The 25,660-nt window shown below is 34.6% G+C and carries 19 protein-coding genes and 1 tRNA gene; 14 read left to right on the top strand and 6 right to left on the bottom strand.

Annotation, left to right across the window (positions count from 1 at the left end):
• Positions 1 to 23: 23 nt before the first annotated feature.
• From AC1RPN_RS04655 to msrB, 3 genes are all read left to right on the top strand, one after another.
• Complete coding sequence (locus AC1RPN_RS04655; RefSeq protein WP_481761570.1) at positions 24 to 1,064, top strand: diacylglycerol kinase; 1,041 nt, start codon at positions 24 to 26, stop codon at positions 1,062 to 1,064.
• A gap of 132 nt (positions 1,065 to 1,196) precedes the next feature.
• The gene (gene rlmD / locus AC1RPN_RS04650; RefSeq protein WP_481761569.1) at positions 1,197 to 2,561 is read left to right on the top strand and encodes a 23S rRNA (uracil(1939)-C(5))-methyltransferase RlmD; all 1,365 of its coding nucleotides are present in this window, start codon (positions 1,197 to 1,199) and stop codon (positions 2,559 to 2,561) included.
• Positions 2,562 to 2,691: 130 nt separating this feature from the next.
• Positions 2,692 to 3,129: a peptide-methionine (R)-S-oxide reductase MsrB gene (gene msrB / locus AC1RPN_RS04645; protein WP_481761568.1), complete on the top strand. Its 438-nt coding sequence runs from the start codon at positions 2,692 to 2,694 to the stop codon at positions 3,127 to 3,129.
• A 72-nt stretch (positions 3,130 to 3,201) separates the two neighbouring features.
• Here the strand turns inward: msrB and AC1RPN_RS04640 are convergent, their stop codons facing one another.
• Together AC1RPN_RS04640 and AC1RPN_RS04635 are read right to left on the bottom strand one after the other, a co-directional pair.
• A complete protein-coding gene (locus AC1RPN_RS04640) occupies positions 3,202 to 4,521 on the bottom strand; it encodes an APC family permease (protein ID WP_481761567.1) in 1,320 nt (439 codons plus the stop codon).
• 104 nt (positions 4,522 to 4,625) lie between these two features.
• Positions 4,626 to 5,021, bottom strand: a complete 396-nt coding sequence (locus AC1RPN_RS04635; protein ID WP_481761566.1) for a DUF4828 domain-containing protein — start codon at positions 5,019 to 5,021, stop codon at positions 4,626 to 4,628.
• A gap of 183 nt (positions 5,022 to 5,204) precedes the next feature.
• Here AC1RPN_RS04635 and AC1RPN_RS04630 point away from each other — a divergent pair, with 183 nt between their 5' ends.
• From AC1RPN_RS04630 to AC1RPN_RS04595, 8 genes are all read left to right on the top strand, one after another.
• Positions 5,205 to 6,206: a Gfo/Idh/MocA family protein gene (locus AC1RPN_RS04630; protein WP_481761565.1), complete on the top strand. Its 1,002-nt coding sequence runs from the start codon at positions 5,205 to 5,207 to the stop codon at positions 6,204 to 6,206.
• A 103-nt stretch (positions 6,207 to 6,309) separates the two neighbouring features.
• Positions 6,310 to 7,590, top strand: coding sequence for a DEAD/DEAH box helicase (locus tag AC1RPN_RS04625; RefSeq protein ID WP_481761564.1), 1,281 nt, complete (start codon positions 6,310 to 6,312; stop codon positions 7,588 to 7,590).
• Between the two features lie 130 nt (positions 7,591 to 7,720).
• Positions 7,721 to 8,878: a GNAT family N-acetyltransferase gene (locus tag AC1RPN_RS04620; protein ID WP_481761563.1), complete on the top strand. Its 1,158-nt coding sequence runs from the start codon at positions 7,721 to 7,723 to the stop codon at positions 8,876 to 8,878.
• A 14-nt stretch (positions 8,879 to 8,892) separates the two neighbouring features.
• Positions 8,893 to 10,332, top strand: coding sequence for a glycoside hydrolase family 1 protein (locus tag AC1RPN_RS04615; RefSeq protein WP_481761562.1), 1,440 nt, complete (start codon positions 8,893 to 8,895; stop codon positions 10,330 to 10,332).
• A gap of 152 nt (positions 10,333 to 10,484) precedes the next feature.
• Positions 10,485 to 11,330 (top strand): PRD domain-containing protein, encoded by an 846-nt coding sequence (locus AC1RPN_RS04610; RefSeq protein WP_481761561.1) that lies wholly within the window; start codon positions 10,485 to 10,487, stop codon positions 11,328 to 11,330.
• Between the two features lie 134 nt (positions 11,331 to 11,464).
• The gene (locus tag AC1RPN_RS04605) at positions 11,465 to 13,432 is read left to right on the top strand and encodes a beta-glucoside-specific PTS transporter subunit IIABC (protein WP_481761560.1); all 1,968 of its coding nucleotides are present in this window, start codon (positions 11,465 to 11,467) and stop codon (positions 13,430 to 13,432) included.
• 1 nt (position 13,433) lies between these two features.
• On the top strand, positions 13,434 to 14,864 hold the full coding sequence (locus AC1RPN_RS04600) for a 6-phospho-beta-glucosidase (protein WP_481761559.1): 1,431 nt from the start codon (positions 13,434 to 13,436) through the stop codon (positions 14,862 to 14,864).
• Between the two features lie 241 nt (positions 14,865 to 15,105).
• Positions 15,106 to 15,390: a hypothetical protein gene (locus AC1RPN_RS04595; protein ID WP_481761558.1), complete on the top strand. Its 285-nt coding sequence runs from the start codon at positions 15,106 to 15,108 to the stop codon at positions 15,388 to 15,390.
• Between the two features lie 101 nt (positions 15,391 to 15,491).
• Here AC1RPN_RS04595 and AC1RPN_RS04590 read toward each other — a convergent pair.
• A tRNA-Arg gene (locus AC1RPN_RS04590) sits at positions 15,492 to 15,565 on the bottom strand.
• 229 nt (positions 15,566 to 15,794) lie between these two features.
• On the opposite strand from AC1RPN_RS04590, the gene AC1RPN_RS04585 reads away from it, so the two are divergent.
• Positions 15,795 to 17,534 carry a DUF6541 family protein gene (locus AC1RPN_RS04585; RefSeq protein WP_481761557.1) on the top strand — a complete coding sequence of 580 codons (1,740 nt, stop codon included), beginning with the start codon at positions 15,795 to 15,797 and terminating at the stop codon, positions 17,532 to 17,534.
• Between the two features lie 144 nt (positions 17,535 to 17,678).
• On the opposite strand, the gene AC1RPN_RS04580 is transcribed toward AC1RPN_RS04585, so the two are convergent.
• Positions 17,679 to 18,914 carry an aminopeptidase gene (locus AC1RPN_RS04580; RefSeq protein WP_481761556.1) on the bottom strand — a complete coding sequence of 412 codons (1,236 nt, stop codon included), beginning with the start codon at positions 18,912 to 18,914 and terminating at the stop codon, positions 17,679 to 17,681.
• Between the two features lie 152 nt (positions 18,915 to 19,066).
• Here AC1RPN_RS04580 and wecB point away from each other — a divergent pair, with 152 nt between their 5' ends.
• Positions 19,067 to 20,209 carry a non-hydrolyzing UDP-N-acetylglucosamine 2-epimerase gene (wecB, locus tag AC1RPN_RS04575; protein WP_481761555.1) on the top strand — a complete coding sequence of 381 codons (1,143 nt, stop codon included), beginning with the start codon at positions 19,067 to 19,069 and terminating at the stop codon, positions 20,207 to 20,209.
• 18 nt (positions 20,210 to 20,227) lie between these two features.
• Positions 20,228 to 20,863, top strand: a complete 636-nt coding sequence (gene udk / locus AC1RPN_RS04570; RefSeq protein ID WP_481761554.1) for a uridine kinase — start codon at positions 20,228 to 20,230, stop codon at positions 20,861 to 20,863.
• A gap of 123 nt (positions 20,864 to 20,986) precedes the next feature.
• Here the strand turns inward: udk and AC1RPN_RS04565 are convergent, their stop codons facing one another.
• Positions 20,987 to 22,738 carry an MFS transporter gene (locus tag AC1RPN_RS04565; protein WP_481761553.1) on the bottom strand — a complete coding sequence of 584 codons (1,752 nt, stop codon included), beginning with the start codon at positions 22,736 to 22,738 and terminating at the stop codon, positions 20,987 to 20,989.
• Positions 22,739 to 22,801: 63 nt separating this feature from the next.
• Positions 22,802 to 25,642: a YfhO family protein gene (locus AC1RPN_RS04560; protein WP_481761552.1), complete on the bottom strand. Its 2,841-nt coding sequence runs from the start codon at positions 25,640 to 25,642 to the stop codon at positions 22,802 to 22,804.
• Positions 25,643 to 25,660 lie beyond the last annotated feature (18 nt).

Here is a 25,660-nt window from a genome sequence, read left to right as displayed (position 1 = left end):
TAAGATTCATGTGGAGGAACGGAATGAGAAAAAGAGCCAGAATTATCTATAACCCAACATCCGGTCGTGAGGCTTTAAAAAGTGATCTCGTGAGTATTCTAGACATCATTGAAAATGCCGGGTATGAAACTAGTGCTTATGCGACGACAGCGAAGAAACATTCAGCTCGAGATGAAGCAACGAGAGCTGCTAAATCAGGGTTTGATTTAGTAATTGCTGCTGGTGGCGACGGAACCATTAATGAAGTTGCTAATGGAATTGCTGGTCTTAAGCACCGACCTAAGATAGGTGTTATTCCAGCTGGAACGACAAATGATTATGCGAGAGCTTTGAAAATACCTAGGGATGATTCAGTTGCTGCTGCAAAAGTAATTGCAAAAGGTAACACAGTTAAAATGGATGTTGGACAAGCTGGAGAAAAATATTTCATTAATATCGCTGGTGGTGGATTATTAACGGAATTAACTTATGATGTTCCTTCACAATTTAAATCACTTTTTGGTTATCTGGCTTATTTAGCTAAAGGTGCTGAAATGTTACCTAGAATGAAACCAATTGAAATGAACCTTGAGTATGATGGGGGAATTTTTAAAGGGAAAGCATCAATGTTTTTATTAGCATTGACGAACTCTGTAGGTGGCTTTGAACAAATCGTACCAAACGCTTCACTTGATGACGGTAAGTTTACCTTGCTTATTGTTAAAGCGACTAATATCGCCGAAATGTTGCATTTAATGGCACTTGTGTTAAATGGTGGGAAGCATATTAATGATAAACGTGTGATTTATGTTAAAACGTCTAAATTAATTGCTAAACCAGTCGATAATAAAATGATGATTAATATTGATGGTGAATATGGTGGTGATGCACCAATGACTTTCAAAAATTTAAAGCAACATATCGAAATTTTTGCGAATACAGATGCATTGCCAGAAACGTCAATTACGTCAGGTCGTACGGCTGCCGAAATTACAGCTGAAGAACATTTTGTAAAAGAAGTCCAAGAAATGCATAGTGAAGATGTTGACGGTAATGGTACAATTAGTAAAGTAAGAGATAACTAAGAAATTAAGTAGGATTGAGGTGCTTGGTAAAGGCCTCAATCCTGTTTTATTTCTAGAGTTGGCAACTATTGACTTTTAGGGGTTAAACATGGTTGAATAAAGTAAATACGCAGGAACATCGAAAGGACAACAATGAAAAAACTACCTCCAGTAATAAAGAACCAAGAATTTGATACAGAAATTATCGATTTAACTTATCAAGGTATGGGTGTCGCTAAAGTTGATGGCTACCCATTATTTATTGAAAATGCATTACCAGGCGAAAAAGTTAGTATTCGTGTAATGAAAGTTAGCAAGAACTTTGGTTTCGCTAAAGTTTTAGCTTTTCGTAATGAGAGCCCAGATCGTGTTGAAACAAAAGGTTCAGCATATACACAAACTGGAATTGCACCTTTACAACATTTAGCATACCCAGCACAATTAAAATTCAAACAAGCACAAGTTCAAGAGTTATTGAAAAAAGCGCATTTGGATATTGAAGTATCTGATGCTGTTGGAATGGAAAATCCTTTCCATTACCGTAATAAAGCACAAGTGCCTGTTCGCGAAATTGCTGGTGAATTAAAAACAGGATTCTTCAAGAAAAACAGTCATGATTTTGTTGCAATTGAAGATTTTTTAATTCAAGATGAAGAAATTGATAAAGCAATCGTAGCTGTACGTGATGTCTTACAACGTTTCCATGTGGAAGCATATGACGAACGTGCACATAAAGGGATTATCCGTCACATTATGGTTCGCCGTGGTCATTACTCAAAACAAATGATGATTGTCTTAGTAACACGCTCTAAGAAATTACCAATGTTTACTGAAATTACTGCTGCAATCCGTGAATCATTACCTGAGGTTACAACTATTGTTCAAAATACAAATTCTGAAAAGACAAATGTTATTTTAGGCCGCGAAAACAAAGTTTTATTTGGCCCTGGTTATATTGAAGATCAATTAAATGGATTAACATTTAGAATTTCACCACATTCTTTCTACCAAATTAATCCTGTCCAAACAGAAAAATTATATGCTGCAGCATTTGAACGTGCTGGTTTAACTGGTAATGAAACAGTTATTGATGCTTATAGTGGTATTGGAACAATTTCATTATCAATGGCAAAACATGCTCGTCAAATCTATGGTGTAGAATTAGTTTCTGCAGCGGTTAAAGATGCGAAAGAAAATGCTAAGATTAATGGTATTGATAATGTTCGTTTTGAAACTGGGATGGCAGAAAACTGGATGGAAAACTGGAGTCATGCTAACTTAAGACCTGACGTTTTAGTTGTCGATCCTCCTCGTAAGGGGCTAGAACCAGCATTTATTGAAAGTACACTTAAAATGCAACCTAAAAAAGTTGTTTACATTAGTTGTAACCCTTCAACATTAGTTCGTGATTTACAGAGCTTCTTAGATGATGGTTACAAAGTTACAAAACCAATTTTACCAGTGGATCAATTCCCACAAACAACACATATTGAAACAGTTACAATTTTAGAAAAATAACCAATTTAATATAATAGATGAGGAAGACCAAAGGTATTTTACTTTTGGCCTTTTTTTTGCAAACAGATAAATTGTATTCAGTGTGAAAAAGAGTATTCTAATGATATCTTAAAACATTAGGAGGTCCATTATGTCAAAAGAAACTGAAAAAGAATTACGTGAACGTTTAACTAATGAAGAGTTTGAAGTTACACAACATGCTGCAACGGAAGCGCCATTTACCGGTAAATATGATGACTTCTATCAAAAAGGAATTTACGTTGATGTTGTTAGTGGGGAAGCACTTTTTAGTTCAGCAGAAAAATATGACGCTGGCTGCGGTTGGCCATCATTTTCAAAACCAATCCCAGGTTCTAAGATTGCTGAGTTGGTTGATAATAGTCTTTTTGGTTATCAACGAACGGAAGTTAGAAGTAAGGAAGCAAATTCACATTTAGGTCATGTATTTACTGATGGACCTAAAGACCAAGGCGGATTACGTTATTGTATTAACTCTGCCTCATTGAAGTTTATTCCTGAAGCAGAAATGGAAGCTGCTGGATATAGTAACTATTTAAATAATTTATAAAAAATAAAAACATTCGACTTAAGGGATATGAGCCTATCTGGCTCTAAAAGTTGAATGTTTTTATTTGTATAATTATCCTTGGCTTTTTTGATGAATAAAGTAAACAGGAATGCCAAGTCCCGTTATTAATAGACCAACAAGTGCTAACGTCGTTTGTGTTAATAGTGTCGCAACGAGTATAAAAATACCCCCAATAATCGCGATGATTGGAATGATTGGATATAAAGGAACTTTATAGGGTCTATTTAATTCAGGTTCACGTTTTCGTAATATAAAGATAGCAACGAAAACTAGTACATTAAAAATCCAAATAACAAAAATAAGCATATCTGTTAATAAATCAAAACTACCTAAGAACATCATTATTATTGCGATACTTATTTGTAAAAAGCCCGCAATATATGGAACTCTCGTATGAGGAGATAAGCGTTTTAGCCAATTACTAAAGGGGAGTTGGTTTTCTAAGGCCATCGCATATGGAACGCGCATACCGGTTAACGTATAGCCGTTAGTGGCACCGTAGACTGAAATTAAGATACCAACGGTCACAAACTTACCACCAAATTGTCCAAATAGTTGTCTTGAGGCATCAGAAGCTGCATTTAAATTGCCAGCTAATCCTGAAATAGGAAGAGCCTTAAGAAAAACAAAATTAATTAATGTATAGATAATTGTGATGAAAAATAATCCTGAAATAATGGCTTTCGGTAAATCACGTTCTGGATGGTGCATCTCTCCGGCAATATTTCCAACCCCAATCCAGCCATCATAAGCAAACATGGTCGCAAGAAGGCCGCCACTTAAAGCAGTAAAGAAAGACTGGTGCGCGCCGGATGTTAACGGAATTAAACTAAACGTCACTTGTCCAGGAGTGAAAATCCCCCATATCACAATGACAATAATAGGTAATAATTTTAAAACTAATGAAATTGATTGAAAGGTACCACCAACTTTGGCGCCTAAAAAGTTAATCAATGTGATACTGATTCCACTAATTAAAGCAAATGGGATAATTAAATGTGAATCAAGATGGAAAAGATTAATTAATTGTGTGCCAAAAATAATTGAAAGAGCTGCAATGTTTGCTGGATAATAAATGATTATTTGTGCCCAGCCAAGTAAAAATGCTGGGAAACGGCCATAAGTATATTCGATATATTTAATGGCGCCACCAGTTTCTGGGATGGCGGCTGCAAGTTCTGCAGCGGTTAATCCAGCACAGATAGTTAAAAAGCCACCAAGTAACCAAACAAATAAAGTTAAGTTAGCAGATTGGGTTTGTTGTGTAACGCTTGAAACTTTAAAAAAAACGCCTCCGCCGATAACTGTTCCCATTACAGTTGAAAGGGCAGCGAAAAAGCCAATATCTCGTTTTAGGTGATCATTGTTCATGGAAAAAGGTCCTCGTTTCTATATTAAAATGCGTATTTAACTATTTTAGACTATTTAAACGTGTAATGAAACAAAAAATGAAGATGATAATCAACAAAATTCTGTTAATCTACATCTTCATTTTTATCATCTTGTGATTCTACAATTGGGGCTAATTTAATGGGATAGGTCCGGTTATCTGCTTCGTCAAACAAACTCACTGGTCCTTGATCGTTTGCATCAATTCTTAGATGAAAACCATATTCATCTAAGAAACTAAGTTCACGCTCATCTATATGTTCAATCTTACCATCGAGTGCACGTTCGTCAATTCGAATTGTGAGGTCTGATGAAATATCCAAATTATGGTGTCGATGACTTAATTCATCGTAGAATAGCCAATGTCCAGCATAAAAAATAGGTAAAGAAACCTTAGTTTTAGGTGCGGTTATAGACTTAATATCTTTCGTTAATCCAATAAAAAATGATGCACCTAGTAGTGCAAAACTACGTTTCTTCACAGCTATCCCTCCTAATTAGAACTCTTCTACTTAAATATAGCACTTTTAGCTAACAAGCGGAAAGAATTGCCCAAAATATATATAAATTTAATCTATCGTCACAAAATTGAAATAAAGCAATCGTTATGAAAACGGTTCAATTGTTGTTATAATGAATTTAATAATAAAATGGAGGTATTGGGTATGATTAAATTAGGTATTATTGGTACAAATTGGATTACAGGTCAATTCGTTGAAGCAGCGCATGAATCTAATGAATTTCAATTGACTAGTGTCTATTCAAGAACCGAATTAAAAGCCAAAGATTTTGGTGAAAAATATGGTGCAACAAATTTTTACGATAATATGACAGAATTTTTAAATTCAGATAAATTTGAGGTAATCTATATTGCTTCTCCGAATAGTTTACATTTTGAACAAATTAAATTAGCGATTGAAGCTGGTAAAAAAGTTATTGCCGAAAAACCAGTGGTCTCAAATCCAACAGAAATGGCCGCTATTCAGACGGTTCTTAGGGAACATCCTGGAAGTCAATTATTTGAAGCAGCTCGACAAATTCATCAAGATAATTTCAAAATTATTGAACAAAAAGTAACTGAACTAGAGACCATCCAAGGCGCAACTTTAACTTATATGAAGTATTCGTCACGTTATGATGCTATTTTAGCAGGTGAAGAACCTAATATCTTCTCACCAAAATTTTCTGGTGGTGCATTACAAGACTTAGGTGTTTACGTTGTTTATAATGCTATTTCTTGGTTTGGTACACCACTTGAAGTTCAGTACTATCCAACAATGTTACCAACAGGTGTTGATGGTAAAGGTGTCGCAATTCTAACTTATGAAGATTTTAGAGTGACCTTAAATATTGGTAAGACAGCAAATTCATATTTAACTAGTGAAATCTATGGCCTAAAAGACACAATTGTGATGGATAATGCAGCTGAATTAAATGAGGTTCTTTATCGAGATGGCTCTGATAAAGAAGAACTACTTAGTCAAAAACCAGCTAAAAATCCGATGTTAGCTGAAGCGATTGATTTTGCTAGAGTCATCAATAACCCCAATGACGTAACGAACAAAGCTGATTATATAAAATGGCAAAAACTTAGTGTGACAGTTAATCAAGTATTGTTTGATTTAAGGAAAAGTGCCGGAATTGAATTTCCAGCTGATCATAAATAAGAATTATTGAGATAAGTTTCTGTGAATCAATGGAAGCTTATTTTTTATATGCTATACTTAATTATTAAAACTAATCCTATGAAGTTAAAAGAAAGAGACTAAAATGAATCCAAAATTTGATGCATATTTTAAAGAACAAGGTTTTGAAACACAATCACCCATCCAAGAAGCCGTTTATGAACCTCTAAAATCAGGTGAAAATATCCTTGGATTAGCACCAACCGGTTCTGGTAAAACATTAGCGTTCAGCTTACCTTTACTCGAAAGATTAATACCTAAAGATGGCATTCAACTATTGATTATTGCACCTTCACAAGAATTAGCTATGCAATTAGCAGGTGTCATTCGTCCTTGGGCTAAAGAACTTGATTTAAAAGTTCAAGCTATTATTGGTGGTGCTAATATGAAACGCCAAATTGAAAATTTAAAGAAAAAACCTGAGATTATTGTCGGAACACCAGGTCGCTTATTGAATTTAGCTGAAGATAAAAAAATTAAATTACATAAAGTTAAATCAGTTGTCATTGATGAAGCGGATGATTTATTAACGGATGAAACACTAACAACTTGTCGTGATTTAATCAGCCAGGCACCTGCAGGCATTCAATTAAGTTTCTTTTCTGCGACGGAAACGGCAATATTAGATGATTTGAAAAAATGGTTTGGTGCTAATGTGACAACTTATGATGTTCGTGAAGTTGATCAAACACAAGGTATCGTTCACCATTATTCAATTGAAACACCAACGCGTAAACGTCAATCAACGTTGCGTCGTTTAGCAAATGTTGAAGATTTTTATGCACTAGTTTTCTTTAACCAACTATCATCGTTACAAGATATGGCTCAAAAATTAAAATATGATCATGTACCAGTCGCTGTCTTAGATAGCGAGCAACGCCAAGTTAATCGTGCTAATGCTTTATCACAACTTCATAAGCATGAAATTAAATTATTACTAACGACGGATGTTGCCGCTCGAGGTTTGGACATTCCAATGTTACCCGCAGTCGTAAATTATGATATGCCTAAAGATACGACGTCATATATTCATCGTGTCGGCCGGACAGGCCGGATGGGTGCTGAAGGGATGGTTATTAATCTTGGAAATGAACATGATCTACGTACCTTAAAACAAGATTTAAAAAATACACCATTTGAAATTGAAAAAGGTTACTTATATGATGGTGCGATTGTAACAGAAAGACCAGAACGTGTGGCTGAACCAAAAGCTAAGAAACTTAAACCAGTTGAAGTGAAAGCCAAAACAGTTGATGGTCAAAAGCAATCTGATGAACCAGTAAAGAAACCACATCGTAAAGTTCGTTTGAGAAATCAAAAAAATAAAGGTAAAAGACGCAAACCAAAAGCAGAACATTTTGATTAATGAGAAGGATCATCCAATAATAATTGGATGATTTTTTTATTGACTAATTTTGTAAGCGATTGCACGAATAGGGTAACCGTGCTATATTTAAAGAGGTTAATTCGTACAGAAGAAGGAGTTGAGTAGATCCATGACAAATATGAAGTTAGATGAAACTCATTTTGGAAGTTACTTTGATTTATCAATTTATGCCTTTAATAAAAAAGTATCAGCACAGAGAAAGAGCTTTTTTCGCAAACTTTATGAGCATTCATCAGATTGGGGCTCAGTTGAATCTGGGAAAGTTGTCAGCGGTGTGATTAATACACCATTTACGACTCATTTTCACGGGACTCAATTTAAAATGGGTGGTATTGGCTATGTTGCAAGTTATCCAGAATTTGCTGGTCAGGGTAGTATTGGACAATTAATGAATTTAGCTCTGGATGAGATGTATGATAATGGAACGACATTATCGTATTTAGCGCCATTTTCGTATCCGTTCTATCGTAAATTCGGTTACGAAGCAACATTTGATCAAACGATATATCGGATGAATACGAAGGATTTACCACGATTAAAAGTTAAGGCCATAGGTCACGTTGAACGTCACCGTTATTTGGATGTAAAAGAGGAATTAAATAAATTATACCAACAGAATCAGCTCTCTCAACAAGGTGGTATTGAACGGCCAGATTGGTGGTTAACTTATTCGGCGGAGAAACACCCTAACTGGGAAGTAGCGGTCTATTATAATGAAAAAAATGAGTCAGAAGGCTATCTTGTTTATCAAAGAGAAACTGATGAATTTAAAATCGTTGAATGGATATATCAAACAAGTGAGAGTTGGCTCCAATTACAAAATTTTGTGCTTAAGCATCAATCAGCATACGAATGGTTTAGTTATGAGAGTCCAATTGGACAGCCATTTCCAGATGTACTGGCAAATCCTCAAGTTGAAGTGACAACGCAACCTTACATGATGGCAAGAATTGTAAATGTTGAAGACTTTCTCAGCAGATACCCTTACCAGCAAGATTTTCCACAAATTGTGATTCAAGTTCAAGATTCGACTATTCAGGCTAATGAAGGCTATTGGCAAATTAGCCGAATAGACGGACAAACAAAAGTTGAAAAGACTGAAAATTCAGCAACTACGTTTACAACGGATATTCAAAATTTAACACGAAGTATGATGGGGTATCGAACATTTAAACAATTAAAACAATATGGATTTGTATCAGGCGACGTGACGTTATTCGATGGCGCATTAATTAAAGAACAACCGATATTAAGTGATTATTTTTAAGGAGAGAATAGATAATGGAATATGAAAAAATGAGTCAATTTCCAACTGATTTTTTATGGGGGGCTTCCTCAGCTGCTTACCAAATTGAAGGTGCGTATCAAGAAGATGGTAAAGGATTATCAGTTTGGGATAAATTTGTAAGAATTCCTGGGAAAACATTTAAGGGTACAAATGGTGATGTAGCCGTCGATCATTATCACCGTTTTAAAGAAGATGTCGCCTTAATGAAGGAGCAAGGATTGAAAGCTTACCGTTTTTCAATTGCTTGGACACGTATTTATCCAGAAGGAAAAGGTAAAGTTAATCAAAAGGGGATAGATTTTTATAATCGATTAATCGATGAGTTAATTGCGAATAATATTGAACCTGTTGTGACACTTTATCATTGGGATTTACCACAAGCATTACAAGATGAATATGCTGGTTGGGAATCTCGTGAAATTATTACTGATTTTACGGATTATGCGAAAACTTGTTTTGATGCATTCAGTGATCGTGTTAAATATTGGGTATCATTAAATGAACAAAACGTATTTATTTCTCATGGCTATCAAATGGAGAGTCATCCGCCTGCAGTAAATGATGAAAAAAGAATGTATGCTGCAAATCACATTGCTAATTTAGCAAATGCTTCAGCAATTAAGGCATTTCATGAAGGTCATTATCAAGGTGAAATTGGGCCTAGCTTTGCCTATAGCCCGGGTTATGCAGTTAATGGAGATCCTAAAAACCAAGTTGCGGCTACTAACTATGAAGATTATGCTGCTCATTTTTGGATGGATATTTATGTTTATGGACGTTATCCAAAAATGATTTATAAATGGTTAACTGAACGTGGAACTGCACCTACTGTTACAGAAGCAGATCAAGCTCTTTTAATTGCTGGAAAACCAGATTTTATGGGTTTAAATTATTATCAAACCCAAACAATTGCGGCTAATCCGTTAGTTGGTGGTGTTGGACTTGCTGCTGAAAATAATACAGGTAAAAAGGGGACTAGCTCCGAAAGTGGCGTTCCAGGCATGTTTAAGACTACTAATAATGAATTTTTAAAACAAACTGATTGGGATTGGAATATTGATCCTGAAGGGCTAAGAATTGCTCTGAGAAGAATTGATAGTCGTTACGACTTACCTGTTCTTATTACTGAAAACGGTCTTGGTGCTTATGATAAATTAGAAGAAGGCAATACAATTCATGATGATTACCGAATTTACTTTATCAATGAACATATTAAAGCCATTCAAGAAGCCATTTCAGACGGTGTAAAAGTCATTGGGTATACAACTTGGAGTTTCACTGATTTATTGAGCTGGTCAAATGGCTATCAAAAGCGCTATGGCTTTGTTTATATTGATCGTGATGAAGAAAGTGCGAAAGAATTAAAACGATATAAGAAAGATTCATTCTATTGGTATCAAAAGGTCATTAAAGAAAATGGTAGTAAGTTATAAAGTAATTTAAATAGCTATTGATAACGCTTACAATAAATGATACAATAAATATGAAATGAGTGTTACTGATTCGATCAGGCATGACCTATTGATGTAGATATGAAAATATCTGTATTTGTAGGTCATTTTTTATGGGAAGGGGTCGGTTTGATGTGAAGTTCGTAAAAAATTTTAATAATAATGCAGCTTTAGTTGAATCATCCGACAATGTTGAGTGGGTGGTCATTGGTAACGGTATTGGATTCGGTTATCATGCTGGAGATAATATCGATAAGGACCAGATTGACCGACGGTTTAAAGCTGAAGAAGATTCAGATACAATGAAATTAATTTCAGGATTTGATGCAGAAACTTTGGAAGTTACGACAACTTTTGTTGGAGTAGTAGAGCCATTAATTGATGTGACATTTGATGATGTTCAATTTTTGATTTTAGTGGACCATTTTCAATATTCATTACAAAAAAATCGTGAAGAAATGTTTTTAAATGACCGATCTGTTCATTGGGAAATGAAAAAATTATTTCCAAGTGAATTCCAAGCTGCAAAGGTTGGTATTAAAGAAATCGAATCAAAATTTGACATTACGGTTCAAAATAATGAATTGATTTTATTAACCTATCATTTGATTAACGTCAAAGAAGGCGGACATGCTGTTCAAGAATCGATGAAGCTGACAGAACTCATTTCGGGAATTGTTAATATTATTCAATTAGATACTGGTATTATTCTCGACGAAAAATCATTTAATTATAGTCGATTTGTCTCACATTTACGCTATTTATTCATTAGGCATTTTCATAATACTGAGATTGATCGTGCAGAACTTGACCCTGAGTTGCTCGCCATGATGATTAGTCGGTATCCACAAGTGTACGAAACAGTGGAAAAAATCGTGCAGTATATTCGAGAACGGGCCGATTGGGATTTACAAGCAGACGAACAAGTTTATCTAGTTTTACATATCTGGCGAGTAACCCATCGGCAAACAGAAAATTAAATAAATTGATAATTAGGTGTGTTATTGCCATTTATAAGCAAGCATAAACCCAGTTATCCATGCAAACTCGTATTTTTTGAGTTGAAATGGATAACTGGGTTTTAATTTATAAAAAATATAAAGGAGTGATTGTGATGAGTTACGAAAAATTAGCTAAAGATATTTTAAAAAATGTAGGTGGCGAAGCTAACGTTAATAGCGTAGTCCATTGTACAACCCGACTAAGATTTAAATTAAAAGATGAATCTAAGGCCAATACCGATATGTTGAAAAATATGGACGGCGTAGTGACCGTTGTTAAAAGTGGCGGCCAGTACCAAGTGGTTGTTGGAAATCAAGTTCCGGAAGTTTATGATGCATTAGTTAAAGGTAGCGGACTTGATGGTGATGGCATTGTGCCAGATAATGATGGCGAAAAAATGAAACCGCTTGATGCCTTTATTGATATGATTTCAGGTATCTTTGCACCAGCTCTAGGTGTTTTAGCTGCAACAGGGATGATCAAAGGAATAGTTTCATTACTAGTCGCATTTAGCTGGGTGGCACCGACATCTGGAACGTATATTATTTTAAATGCATTAGGAGATTCTTTCTTTTATTTCTTCCCGATTATCTTAGCTTACAGTGCTAGTAAAAAATTCCACGTTAATCCATTGTTGGCAATGGTTATTGGTGCATCCTTAGTTTACCCAACTATTGTGGCACAATTGCCAGCAACACTAGCCGCTTCAGGTGGAAAAGTGCTGTACACTTTATTTGCAGGAACAATTTTTGAATCACCAATCTATATGACATTCTTGGGGATTCCAGTAATCATGATGAGTTACGCATCATCAGTTGTACCTATTATTGTATCAATTTGGTTTGCATCAAAAGTGGAACCATTCTTCAAAAAAGTGATACCAGAAGTTGTACGAACATTCTTAGTGCCAATGTTAACAGCACTTGTTGTTGTGCCTATTACATTTATCTTTATAGGTCCCATAACAACTTGGGCTAGTGATATTGTGGCAACCGGATTTACAGCTGTATACACATTTAGTCCAATTGCCGCTGGCGCAGTTCTTGGTGGCTTATGGCAAGTACTTGTTATCTTCGGGTTACATTGGGGACTTGTTCCACTTGCCTTACTTAACATTTCAACAACAGGCTCAGATCCAATTTTAGCACTTATGCTAGGGACAACGTTCGCTCAAATTGGGTCAGTATTGGCAATTACAATTAAAACAAAAAATAAAAAACTAAAAGGTCTTGGCTATTCTTCATTTATTTCAGGAATCTTTGGTGTTACGGAACCCGCTATTTACGGAATTACGTTACCTCGTAAAAAACCATTTATTATTACATGTATTTCAGCCGCTATTGGTGGCATGGTTCTTGGTGTATTTGGGACAAAAGGATACATGGTTGGTGGATTAGGCATTTTCTCTATTCCAAGTTACTTGAATCCTAAGACAGGAATTGATATGTCATTCTACGCTGTGCTGATAGCAATCGTTGTTTCATTCGTATTGGCATATGTCTTAACACTTATGTTCGGTTTAACAAAGGAAGATCAAGAAGTACCCGTTGCTGTTGCTGAAACAAAAGTAACAACGTCAGTAGTACCTGTAGAAGTAGAAATGAGTGGAGAAATCCTTGGTAGCCCACTTAAAGGCGAAGTATTACCTTTATCAGAGGTTAAAGACCCTGTCTTTAGTTCTGGTATTATGGGTGACGGTATCGCAATTCTACCTGAAGTTGGTCAATTATACGCACCTGCTGATGGTAAAATAACATTAGTTTTTCCAACAGGACACGCAGTTGGTATGGTGACAGACGATGGCGCCGAAATTTTAATGCATATCGGAATGGATACAGTTGAATTAGAAGGTAAGTATTTTGAAATTCAAACAGAAATTGATACCGTCGTAAAAAAAGGCGATTTATTACTTAAATTCGATATTGAAGGTATTAAACAGGCAGGATATGAAATTATTACGCCAATTATCGTGACGAACACACCAAAATATAAAAAAATTAAACCACTTGCTAAAGACCAGTCAGAAATAATTGTTGGTACTGATTTATTAGATTTAGAAATTAATTCAGGAGGTCAATAAGATGACAAAATCAAATTTTCCAGATAACTTTTTATGGGGTGGCGCAACGGCCGCTAATCAATTTGAAGGGGCCTATGATGTTGATGGTAAGGGCCTGTCATTAGTAGATATATTACCAGACGCACACCATGGTCGCTGGGATTATTTATTTAATGTAAAAGAAGCGATGCAGATGAAAGAAGATTTTTATCCTAGTCATGAATCTGTTGATTTTTATCATCATTATGAAGAAGATTTACGATTAATGGCAGAAATGGGTTTCAAAACCTTCAGAATGTCAATTAGTTGGCCACGGATATTTCCACAAGGTGATGAAAAAGAACCAAACGAAAAAGGGCTAGAATTCTATGATAAAGTTATCGATCTTTGTAACGAATTAGGGATGGAACCGTTAGTAACAATTAACCATTTCGATACGCCGTTAGGGATGTTGAAAAAAATGAATGGTTGGGCTGACCGTCGAATGATTGATAATTACTTAAACTTTTCACGCGTCTTATTTATGCGTTATAAGGATAAGGTTAAGTATTGGTTAACATTTAACGAAATTAATATGATTTTACACATTCCGTTATTGGGCGGTGGATTAGATTTGGAAGGGATTGATAATCCTGACCAAATCAAATATCAAGCGGCACATCATCAATTAGTTGCCTCTGCGCTTGCGACAAAATTAGCACACGAAATTAATCCTGATTTTAAGATAGGGTGTATGTTAGCGGCTGGGGTTACCTATCCCAATACACCTAATCCAAAAGATGTATTTGAAGCAATGACAAAGGATCGGGAAGGATACTTCTTTATTGATGTTCAGTCACGTGGCTACTACCCAAGTTATTCGGCAAGATTATTTAAAGATATGGGTATAGAAATTAAAATGGCAGATACCGACGAAAAAGATTTATTAGAAAATACAGTTGATTTCATTTCATTTAGCTATTATTCATCAAGATTAGCAAGCGCTGATCCTGAGATGACTGATAAAACAGCAGCAAATGTCTTTGATAGCTTAAAAAATCCTTACTTAAAGACAAGCGAATGGGGCTGGCAAACAGATGGCCTTGGTTTGAGAACAACGATGAATCAAATTTATGATCGTTATCAGAAACCATTATTTGTTGTTGAAAATGGATTAGGTGCAAAAGATGTTGTGGAAGAAGGCAATAAAATTCATGATGATTATCGCATTTCTTATCTAAGTGAAAATATTGAAGCAATGGGTGAGGCGATTGCAGACGGGGTTTCTTGTCTAGGTTACACATCATGGGGCTGTATCGATTTAATTAGCGCAGGCTCAGGCGAAATGGCGAAACGCTATGGTTACATTTACGTAGATCGAGATAACGAAGGTAACGGGACGCTAAATCGATTGAAAAAAGATTCGTTCTATTGGTATCAAAATGTTATTAAAACAAATGGTGTCGAATTATAAACTGGAAAAATTGAAGATATAAAATTTCGATGCGATTTAAAATACTGTTTAAGCAATGATTGTTTGCTTAAACAGTATTTTTTTATTTGCGAAAGTCTTATTGCTTAGTGGAAAAATAATATTAGGTGTACAATTATCGAAATCTTAAAGATAGTTTAGAAAAGATTGGATAAAATGATGTGTTTTAGACCTTAAAAAAATTGTTAAACAAATATATATAACGTGGAAGAAGGTCTTTCCGATGAGAAAAAGGTTTAAACCTGTAAATAATGAAATGAAATGGGTAGGAATTGTTAGTATCGTGTTGTGTTTAATTGAACCATGGTTAATAGTTGTGAATTTAACGATTGGCATGTGGTTAGTGGGGACGGGTATGATTGGCATTGGAACTTATATTGAAAGACTACCCTTTTTTCAGAAAAATATTGGTTATCGTCTATGTGGTATGTTGTTATTTATATTAATTGCATTCATTAATACAATTTATATAATAGTAATTCTTCTACTGCTACAATTTCAAGGATAAAATAAATAGCACTTACAAGTTAAATATATAAAAAATAGGTTACAAAAGCTCGGCAGTATACCGAAGTCTTGTAACCTATAAGGCGGAAAATTTATTTAAGATGTCCCTGATCAGAGTCGAACTGATGACCTACCGCTTAGGAGGCGGTTGCTCTATCCAGCTGAGCTACAGAGACAAAAAGGCTGATTACTTCATTGTAAATGGCAAAAATAAATAAGTCAATTATTACTATTGTAGATTTTTAAATTCATAGTCATAATTTTCATTTACAACATGGCTAAGGTGTCAGTAGTTTCATAGATATTGATCTTTTAGTTCTAGCAATATTATATTTCTTGAGTGACAGCACAATTTTCTATTGTTATAATTAAACCATTAAATAATTTTATTTGGGAGTAAATAGCTTGATAAATAAGTTTGAATCTTTAAAAAAATATGGAACGGTATTTTGCGTTATTTTTATATTAAGTTTTTTTCTGACAGTTCCGCAGATACTTAATAATAGTTTAGTAGTTGGTGCTGATTCTCTATTCCATTTTAACCGTATCTATGATGATTATATGCAGCTTAAAACAGGTAACTTTAATTATTTTCAATCTAATTACGGTTTTCAACAAAGTGGTCGAATTGTTAATGCCTTATATGGACCAGGGTTTACTTACCTTTTAGGTGGATTACTAGGTATCGTGCATAGTTGGATTAAATTTGAAATTGTCACGTCATTCATAATTTTCTTTATTAGTGGATTTTCAATGTATTTTCTATCTAGAGAATTGAAAGCGACTAAAAAAAATTCAGTCTTAGCTGCTAGTCTTTTTATGGGTAGTTTCTATATCACTCGATGGTCAATCTATCAGAATTTTATGATATGGGGCGTTATGTTGATGCCTTTGATTGTCATTCTTGGGCTTAAAATGATTAAAAATAATGCTAAGGATTTAAAAGTACTACCTTTAGCATTAGCAGTTTCAGTGCTAATCCAAATTCACGTCTTAAGCGCCTTAATGTCAATTGGCGTTTTAGTTGTATTCTTTTTCATTGGCTTTATTCAAACTAACCAGAAATTACAACTTTTATTAAAATGTTTTCTAGCCAGTTTACTGGCGTTAGTTCTGACCTTTAATGTTTGGGGAGCTATGTTGGATGTTTTCTCAAATAATAAAATATATTCACCATTTGCCAATTCAAACATGTCTGGTTCAACCATGAACCTTTCAACTGGTAACTATAGTGGTACACAGTTTGGATTGGTTATGAGTATCATTTTTGTGTTACAAATTGTTTGGTTGTTTTCAAAAAGAAAAGAATTATCTCTAGCTAATAAGATTGTTACTATAATAGGAGCTATTTTTCTTGCTCTAACTACAAATTTATTTCCGTGGACTAGGATATCTATATTAATTCCACAGTTACAAAGTTTTTTACAGTTTCCTTATCGATTTGATAGTTTTACTACGATTCTATTAGTAGCGGGGTTCAGTGCTACAATTTCTACGTTACCTTCGCCGAATGCAAAGAAAAATTGTTCATTGTTTTTAATTGTCGGAAGTATTTTTATTTTAGGGCAATCGTATAGTGATATTCAGACTAAAAATGAAATTTGGAATTCAAATGAGTCAATTATAGCTAAAGGACATGTTACAACCCCAGATTCTTTAAGTACTGTCCAAATAAGAAATGCTTTTACTAATCGTGATTTAAAAAAAGGGTTAGAGGTAGCACAAAAATCAACTCCAGATTATTTACCTAATAATCAAGAATTAAGCAAGGATCCTTACAATGAATATAAAAATGAAATTATAATGAATAAGTCAAATATTATAAAAAGAGTGACAGATAAGGGTGATTTATCGCTTAGATGGACTGCAACAAAAATAGGAGAAACAATGTCCTTACCTATTATTGTTTATAACAATTCAAAAGTTACACTAAATGGAACTAAGCTTAATATAAAAAAGATTACCTTATCAAATATAGGTAGTCCAACGATTAAAGCAACAAAAAAAGGTATCAATAGAGTAACGCTTAGTTATCATTCAAAAATCATTACTAAACCTCGACTAATGATGGTTATTGCAGCGTGGGTGATTAGTAGCTTAGCTTTTATTACCTTTACTTATAGGGATTATAAAAATGACATTTAATATAAACAAACATATGATTTTAATATACTATATTAAGATATACTTTCTGAATTTGGGTTACAAAAACCTAATCAATAAAATAAGTAGTAGTGAAAAAGGTATAAACTAACAGAAATGCTAGTTTATACCTTTTTATGTGATCATTTATGCCCAATCCCCATTACGGAAAACGGGTACTGTACTGCCATCCTCACGAAGCCCATCAATTGACATGTCAGATGAGCCGACCATGAAGTCAACGTGCGTTTGGCTTAAATTTAAACCAGCAGCGGCTAATTCAGTATCGTTCATTTTAGTACCATCCTTAATAGAGAAGGGATAAGCGGAGCCAAGCGCTAAATGGTCACTGGCATTTTCATCGAATAATGTATTAAAGAACGTTATTCCTGATTGTGAAATTGGAGAAGGGTCTGGAACTAAAGCAACTTCACCCAATGATTTTGCGCCATCATCAGTCTCTAGTAAGTGCTGTAAAACTTCTTCACCTTGTTCAGCAGTTGCTTTAACAACCTTACCTGCTTCAAAAGTAAATTTCATACCACTCAAAGTAGTTCCTGCGTAGCTTAATGGTTTTGTTGAAGAAATGTAACCATCAATACGTCTAGAATCAGGTGCGGTGAAAACTTCTTCGGTAGGCATGTTAGCCATGAATTCATGACCTTGTGCATCAAATGAACCGGCGCCTTCCCACAAATGATTTTTAGGGAGACCGATGACGATATCTGTCCCTGGGGCAACATAATGTAAAGCAGAAAATTGTTCTTTATTTAATTCTTCAGCTTTTGTGCGCAATGTTAAATCATGTTGATGCCATGCTTCAATTGGATCTTCATGATCAATACGTGTTGTTTTAAAAATTTCTTCCCAAAGTCGTGAAACAGCAAGTTCGCCTTTTAATTCAGGAAAAACGAGTTCAGCCCAAGCAGTATCTGCGGCAGCGACTACAGTCCAACTAACGTCATTATTTTGAGTTGCTTTACGTAATGGACGTAGAGCTTGACCCATAGCTTTTTGGCGTGAGGCAATCTTTTCAGAAGGGATACCAGCAAAGGCATCAGGATCATCTGACATGACTGAGATGCGAGATGCTTTTTTAGCAACCCAATCTTCAACTTCTGAGGTTGCATAACCAGGAACGTCGACTAAACGGTCTAGTGGAGCAAATTCAAGGAATGATTTCGAGACATGACTATCTGCCCATTTAACGATAACTTCACTTGCGCCAGCAGCATAAGCTTCATTGACGATTAAATGAGCTAATTTTTGTTGGGTTACGGAAATTTGTAGGACGATTGTTTGGCCTTTTGAGACGTTAACACCGACTTTGACGATTAATTCAGCATATTTTTTAAGTTGATCTTCAAAATTTATTTTTGACATAGAAAGACCTCCAAATTTATTTATGAAATAATGATAACATATTAATGAGAAAATGATTAATAATTAGGCTATTAAATTTTTGTTAACAAAATCAGAATTTTGTCTTTTCTTTGGTATAATAGTAACTAATATAATCATTGAGGAGGCCAATTATGAAAAAAGTAAAAGTGATGACTGTTTTTGGGACGCGTCCAGAAGCAATAAAAATGGCACCTGTTGTCTTAGAGTTAAAAGAACGTACGACGGAGTTTGAAACAGTAACTGTCGTAACAGCACAACATCGCCAAATGTTGGACCAAGTCTTAGAGATATTTAAAATAACGCCAGATTATGATTTGAATGTGATGCACGCTAACCAGACATTAAGTGATACAACTCGAAATGTTTTACAAAAATTAGATGATGTTATTAAAGTAGAGCAGCCTGATATTATTTTAGTTCATGGTGATACAACAACAACATTCGCCGCTAGTATTTCAGCTTTTTATAATCAAGTGGCAATTGGACACGTTGAAGCGGGATTACGGACTTGGGATAAGTATTCACCGTTTCCAGAAGAAATGAACCGTCAACTAACAGATGTACTGGCAGATATGTACTTTGCCCCAACTTCGCAAAGCGAAACTAATCTGTTATTAGAAAATCATCCAAAAGAAAATATTTTTGTAACAGGTAACACAGCCATCGATGCTTTAAAACAAACAGTTCAAAAAGAGTATGACCATGATGTTCTATCAGAAGTAAATCCTGCGAATAAAATGATTTTACTCACGATGCATCGTCGTGAAAACCAAGGTGCACCTATGCGTCGTGTTTTCGAAGTGATTAAATCTGTCGTTAAAGATCAGCCAGATGTTGAAGTCGTTTATCCGGTTCATTTAAATCCAGTTGTTAAAGATTTAGCCGAAGAAGTCTTAGGTGGAGAACAGCGCGTTCATCTAATTGAACCGCTTGATGTGGTTGATTTTCATAATATCGCTGCAAAAAGTTACTTTATTATGACGGATTCAGGTGGTGTTCAAGAAGAGGCGCCATCATTAGGAAAACCAGTTCTTGTTTTACGTGATAACACAGAACGTCCGGAAGGCGTGAAGGCGGGTACATTGAAGTTAGTTGGAACTGACCCTGTGAAAGTCAAAGAAACCATGCTATCATTAATAACTAATAAGACAGAGTACGAACGAATGGCAAATGCTAAAAATCCTTATGGAGATGGGCAAGCAGCTAAACGAATATTAGATGCCGTTGCTTATCGATTTGGAGATAGTCAGCAAGAACCTGAACGTTTCGAATAAATGGAGGATTTCTAAAGCATGAGCAAAAGAACAAAACGTCCCATTATTATTGGTGTAACAGGTGGTACTGGTAGCGGTAAGACGACGGTTAGTAATGCTATTTATTCACAATTAGCTGGCGAATCAATCATGATTTTACAACAAGATACTTATTATAATGATCAAGCTGAAATGAGTATGGAAGAACGTAAAGCAGTGAACTATGATCATCCACTCGCGTTTGACAACGAACAGATGATTAGTGATTTGGAACAATTGTTGGATAATGAAGCAATTGATATGCCTGTTTATGATTACACACAGTTTACTCGTTCAAGTGAGACGATCAGAACAGAACCTCAAGATGTTATCATTGTTGAAGGAATTCTAATTCTAGGGGACGAAAAGCTCAGAAGTTTAATGGATATTAAAGTTTTTGTTGATACAGATGATGATTTACGTATTATTCGCCGTATCACACGTGATATGAAGGAACGTGGTCGCTCATTACAATCAGTTATTGATCAATACGTTAAAACGGTTAAACCAATGTATAATCAATTCATTGAACCAACGAAACGCTATGCGGATATTATTGTGCCAGAAGGTGGCGCAAATACAGTTGCTATTGATTTATTGTCAACTAAAGTCCGTGACATTTTACAACAAGACTAGCTAAAAAATCTCATACCAAAAAGTCCCCAAAAGTCTCATGACTTTTGGGGACTTTTTGGTATGAAAAAACTGTTGTTGGTAATAGCTTTTACGCTATTACCAACAACAGTTAGAGTGGACTTGTCATTTATGAACACTATTTTTGTCTAGTTTTCTATTTATAAAATGGAGTGTTATCATCGATAAAATACTAATAATCCAAGTTAAAATGACGAAAAACAAACGCCATGTAGTGATCATTTCCGATTGATATCTAAGCACTACACGATTACTCCCTTTTTTTGTTGCCTTAACAGTAGGGACACCTAATGCAGATAGAGATAATCGGTGTAATTGACTTCCATTTAAGGAGAGCTCTGAATTATTATAAACGACAATAGGAAGTGCGATGGATTCACCTTTTTTTGTCGCATGCCATTTAAGGATTAAATCACCATTTTTTGTAACAGTCTTAGTGATATTAGGACGATTCCTAACAATATCTTTCTTGTATTCTTTTTTATTATATGTTGTCTTTTGTTCTTGATTATTTGGTAAATAATCTGGGGCTATTTTTTTAACCACCTTTAATCCTTTTGATAAATCAGAACTAGTAAAATTAGTTCTAATTTGATCACTCGTTAGATGATTTGAAACGACAACGCTCCCTTTATAAATAAGAGGATCATTGGAATTCCAGAGCTTATTTTGCTGTTGAATATCAATATATGATTGACCTAAAATAAAAAGACTACTAATGATTAAAAATAACTCGCCAAACTTTTTAGGCTTAAATGAAGGTAGCTCAGAAAGAGAGTTGCCAAAACCAGCAAGTAATAAGACAGTTGCAAAACCATAAAAGCGGTAAGGAAATTGTAAAAAACTTCGAAGCTGTGGTATTAGATTCGATATTGTCGTCCAAGGAACAAGATTTGTTGATAACAGGAGAAATAAGGCTCCTAATAGTGTCATTAGCTTATTAGAAAGTGATACTTGTGACCACCTAGAAAATAGTAAAACAAATTGTAAAATGAAAATAACGCTCATAAATAGTCCTATAGATGAAGCGCTATAGCTAGTTGTTGAAAAACGCATTGTAGCACTAGCCATATCTAAGTGAGTGTAAGGCGAGTACAGCGTATTTCTTGTGAAAATTTCTAGCATAGCGCCCCAAACATTAAAGGTTAGAACAATAGTTAGAAGGGCCGCTAAGAAACATTTTGATAAAAGCTGTAATTTTTGATTTGTCTTGTAAAAACCGACAACAAAGAAGATAAAGATGACGCCAACCGACATTAAGGCACTTAAGACATGAATTTGAATAAGCGCTGAAATCAATAATGCTAATGGTAGTACTTTTAAATCCTTAGCATTATTTTTAATCATTTTAAGCCCGAGGATGACAATTAAGGGCATTAGCATAACGCCCCAAGACATAAAATTCTGGTTAATTGACCAACGGGTAACGTAAAAACTCCCCATAAATAGACTAGCAATCAATAATGAAATTTTCTTAGAGGATTGAAGCTCTCTAGATAGAAAATACATTGAGTAACCACTAATAAAGAAAATTAAAAAGGAGGTTATGATTTGAAATAAAATCCAATTATGAACAATTAAGAGTAAGATACCTAACAGATAAGCAAAACCTGGTCCATATAAGGCGTTAATAATGCGACCACTCTGTAAAAAACCATAGTTAGTTTGAAAATAACTAAAGTTACCTGTTTTAAATTGGATATAGGTATCGTAAATACGATTGAAATGAAAAAGCGAGTCACCACCTAAGACTAGACTGTGGTTGATTATTTGTGGAAGAACTAAAAATAAACTAATCAAAAAGATGGTTGTAAATACGATTAAACGATTTTTAAGATAACTGACTTTATTTAACAAGATAGTAAACCCCTAATAGATTTATTTAGTAGATGAGGTCATAATAATATCATTTATGTCTAATTAAAGTCTTCTTAAACGTCTCCAAATTAGAGGTGTTAAACTATAACTCCCCCAAACAATGAGGCCAAAAACACTTAAAAGAAAACCAGTTGATAAGCCAGGTGTTTGATAACTATAAATGATATGATGAGTTCCTTTTTTTAATTTTAAGCCAATAAAAGCGCTATTTGTTTTAATAACGGGCACGCTATGACCATTATCAGTCGCTGTCCAACCTGTAGAGTAAGGGATAGATGATGTTAGGATACCTAATTTATTTGTTGTTATTTTGCCACTAACTCTATTTGTAGCAAATTTTAATGAATTTAATTTATTTTTCTGGATTTTTTTAACATCATTTGTGTAAGTTTGACCAAGCGGAACGGCAGTAATTTTAAGGTTGAATGAGTAAGTCCCTGAATTTGATAAAAGTAAATCCAAACTTTTGGGCATTTGTTTTTGATAGCCCATATTTAGGGTAGCATCAGATAAAACTTTAAAGAAAGAAAGATTTTCAATACCCAATTGCTCAATCGTATTAGTCGTTAAATTAGATTTAACCCCGATCGAATAGCCTGTATTGGAAGAACCTGTCGTCAGTTGCTTCCTAAGCGATTTCTGTGCTGACCGGGGACCATTCGTATCTAATAACTGGTTATCTGGTTTCGTAGTATTATTAAAAATAGCCATATTCACTTGTTCTTTAGAGGACAGTGATTGGTGCTTAATGTTAGTTAATGAAAGATGCAATTCAGAATTTTGATATTTTTTTGCGTTCTTAATGTCAATCTGATAGCTATCTGAAACAGGATTATTACGATAGTGATTATTGGTAATACGTGTTTTTGTTTCGTTAGGTTCTCCGGCGTTCACTGTTTTTACAATTGTATAGGCAACGTTTTCAGTATCAAATGTTGATTGTTTCTGGTTAAATCCGGATGTATCCGCGATACTAACGGCTTTAGCTAATTGACGTTCTTGATCAGAAGCGGATAATTTAGCAGTTTTTTGATTTGAAGTGACATCAGATTGCCAATAAATTAATGGAAAATTATTCTTAGTTTCATAAAGATTGGTTTTCTCAGGTTTATTTTTATTTTCAGATTTAGTTTTGAGTAATGTATAACCATAGGGGATCTTTGACTCATTTGGCTCATTTGAATGAGTAAAGAGATACTTAACGCCAAAAAAGTTATTAGCGATTGTTCGATCATCAAAATTTTCAATCGGAATATTATTGTTATATTGAGCATTTTGTAACCTGTTTGAAAATACTCCGACTGCGCCATTTTGAATCGAGTAGTATGAGTTAATTAAATTTAAATCATTATTTAAATTATTTCGTAACATGTAGTTAGAACCAAAGTTATAATTTTGGCTAATCGTTGAAACACGAAATGAGTTAGATTTAGGAAGAGAATTATCTAATCCATCAAATAGATTAGATGATAGTTTCTGGTAACTACCAGAGGGCATTAAAGTCTTACTATAAAAGTTAGTGAAAGGTGATGCAAAAGAAACCCCAGTAAAGATCAAGTTCACTAGGATAAGACCGAATATGATTCGACCAGAATTTTTATTTTGACGGTAAAGTAAGATTGCGACAAAAAAAGAAATTAAAAAGATAACAGGAATGAAAATTTCTGTCGTCCCATTAATATAAAAGGGTAATGATACTAAAAGTAAATAGATACCAAGACAAATACTGAGGTATTTAATTTCAGGCAACGTTATTTTTTTGAGAGAATCAATGAAGAAGGCACTTCCAAGTGAAATGGGAACAAATAATAATAGAATCCAACGATTAGAAGGGGCTTGAAAACCATTAAACATCGCACCAAACATTGGGAATAGTAACATAATCAACCCAATTGAAAGACTCGTTGTCATTAGTGGGTAGTGTTTCCAATGGTAAAACAGATGGAATAATGCTAGAACAGCTAAACTACTAAAGCCAAATTTAACCCAGAAAGAAGATACTCCGCCAGCAAGTAATTGAGCAGGTAAATTAATGTAGTAATAAGCGGGGAAAGAGGTCAAACCATTTGCGAATAGACCACCTGACCGAGTTGAACTAAAGACCGCAAGAATTGACGGTAGCATGATAAAGGCAGAAATCAGTAAACTGATGACTGTACTGATTAAAAAAGTGCCCGCTGTTTTAAAGAAACTGAGATTTTTTCGATAATAATAAATGAAACGTAGTACTAAATATACAAAAGCACCGATGCCTAAGACTATGGCGAAGTAAAAGTTACTGATAAACATCCATGAAAAAGCAAAAATGAAGAAATGTGGTTTAAACCCTTGTAAAATTTTTTCTATTCCGACAATTATAAGTGGAAAAAGAATGAATGGTGTTAGGAAAAAAGGTTGCATTAGGGATGAATAAAGTGAAAAAGAAGTGAAGGTATAAATGATTGCCCCACCTAAGATCGCGCTATTCGTTAATTTAAAGTGTCTCGCAAAGAAGATAAATGATAGCCCCACGCAAAATAACCTCAAAATGAGTGTGAGCTGGTAAATAGTCACAACGGCACTTGAGGGAAATAATAGCGTAATATAGGCGAATACGTCTCCAATAACGTAATAAGCAAATGTTTGAAATTGATCTGCGCCAAGCCCTAATTTCCAAGACCACATTTGGAGTGGTTGAAAGGGATGGTTGATGAATTCACCAAGTAGTTGACGATAATTTTCTAATACAGGTAGATGCTGTTCAGCAGGATCATGACTTTGAATTAAAGAGTATCCAGCTAGTTTGTAAGTTCCAAAAATAAGAACAGCTAAAATTGCAAAAATGATAATGTAATAAAGATAGGTCATTTTTGATTTTTTTAGATCGAAACGAAACTTCTGCATAGCTGGAATCCCCCTATA

The sequence above is a fragment of the Dellaglioa sp. CoH-57-MRSF-20 genome, assembly GCF_056781955.1.
The sequence above is the reverse complement of the archived record's forward strand: the minus strand, read 5'-3'. Positions and strand labels throughout refer to the sequence as shown.